Annotated in this window: 1 protein-coding gene; it reads right to left on the minus strand. The window is 61.2% G+C overall.

Annotation, left to right across the window (positions count from 1 at the left end):
- Positions 1-1,004 (minus strand): IS1634 family transposase (locus tag Q8K49_RS11435; protein ID WP_305306209.1); only part of this gene is annotated, 1,004 nt, incomplete at both ends.

A 1,004-nucleotide genomic window follows, 5' to 3' on the forward strand; every position in this document is an offset into this window, starting at 1 on the left:
CCCACCGGATCGGCTGTCAGATCCAGGGCAGTGTAAAGCCGCTGCAGTTTCGGCTCGGCAACCGTTGTCTTGCGAACATGCAGGGTCCGTCCATCCCGCTGCGTGAAGGTCGCGGTGACCCGTTGCTGGGTGGAGAAAATCTCCCGCAACATTGTCCAGCTTGCCTTGATGCCTTGGGCTTTGAGTTTCCGCCGCAGAGCCTGGACGGCCTGATAAGCAAGCACCGTAATGAACAAATGCCCCTCGGCCCGGTCTTCCTTGTGATGGTAGATCGGGCGCAGCCCCAATTCCGACTTCAGACTGCGAAAGACCGCCTCCAGGTCGGTCAGCATGGTGTAGGTCCGCCACAGGGTCTCCTCGTCCCAGTTCATTTCATTGGTACGCAGGCAGTAGACCCCCGGATGGGTGAGTTGCGTGCCGGAGACCGGCGTCCTCTCCCAAGTCAGCGCGACTACCTTGGCGCCGGTTTCATCCGGGGTCAACTCGATACGATAATGCTGGCCGATCCCGTGACTTTGTTCCTGCAGACGTCCTATCCTCGTCAGCAGCTTATCCCGTCGTCTTTCGCCCCGCGGCTTTTGCAGACCGGCGGCGAGCTTGGCCAGTCCGCTTTCAAATTTTTCCATGAAGCGGCTGGTCATGGCGGTTTCCTTCTCCTGCCGCTCCTCGGAATGACAGTACAGGCGCACTTCCCCGCCATCATCGCTGACGACCCGCTGAAGGCGGATGGTCTGGTCGGACGCGGTCGAGACGGCCACGGATTGCTCTTCATCAAAATGGCGGGTCCGCTCCCGGCTGACCACCAGGTACCGGTAGTGATGCTCCACCAGCCAGCTGATATTGGCCTCGGTGGCAATCCCTCGATCCATGATCACCAGCGCCCCAGTCGGCGCCTCAAGCCCCTGCAGCATCTCTTCCAGAGTGGAGGCCTCGGCGACGTTTCCCGCAAACATCCGCGAACGGCGCACAAAACCGCTGCCGTCCAGCACCAGCCCCAGGGTCAC

The organism is Brevundimonas sp. (assembly GCF_030682035.1).
In the GTDB taxonomy this organism is placed as follows: Bacteria; Pseudomonadota; Alphaproteobacteria; order Caulobacterales; family Caulobacteraceae; genus Brevundimonas.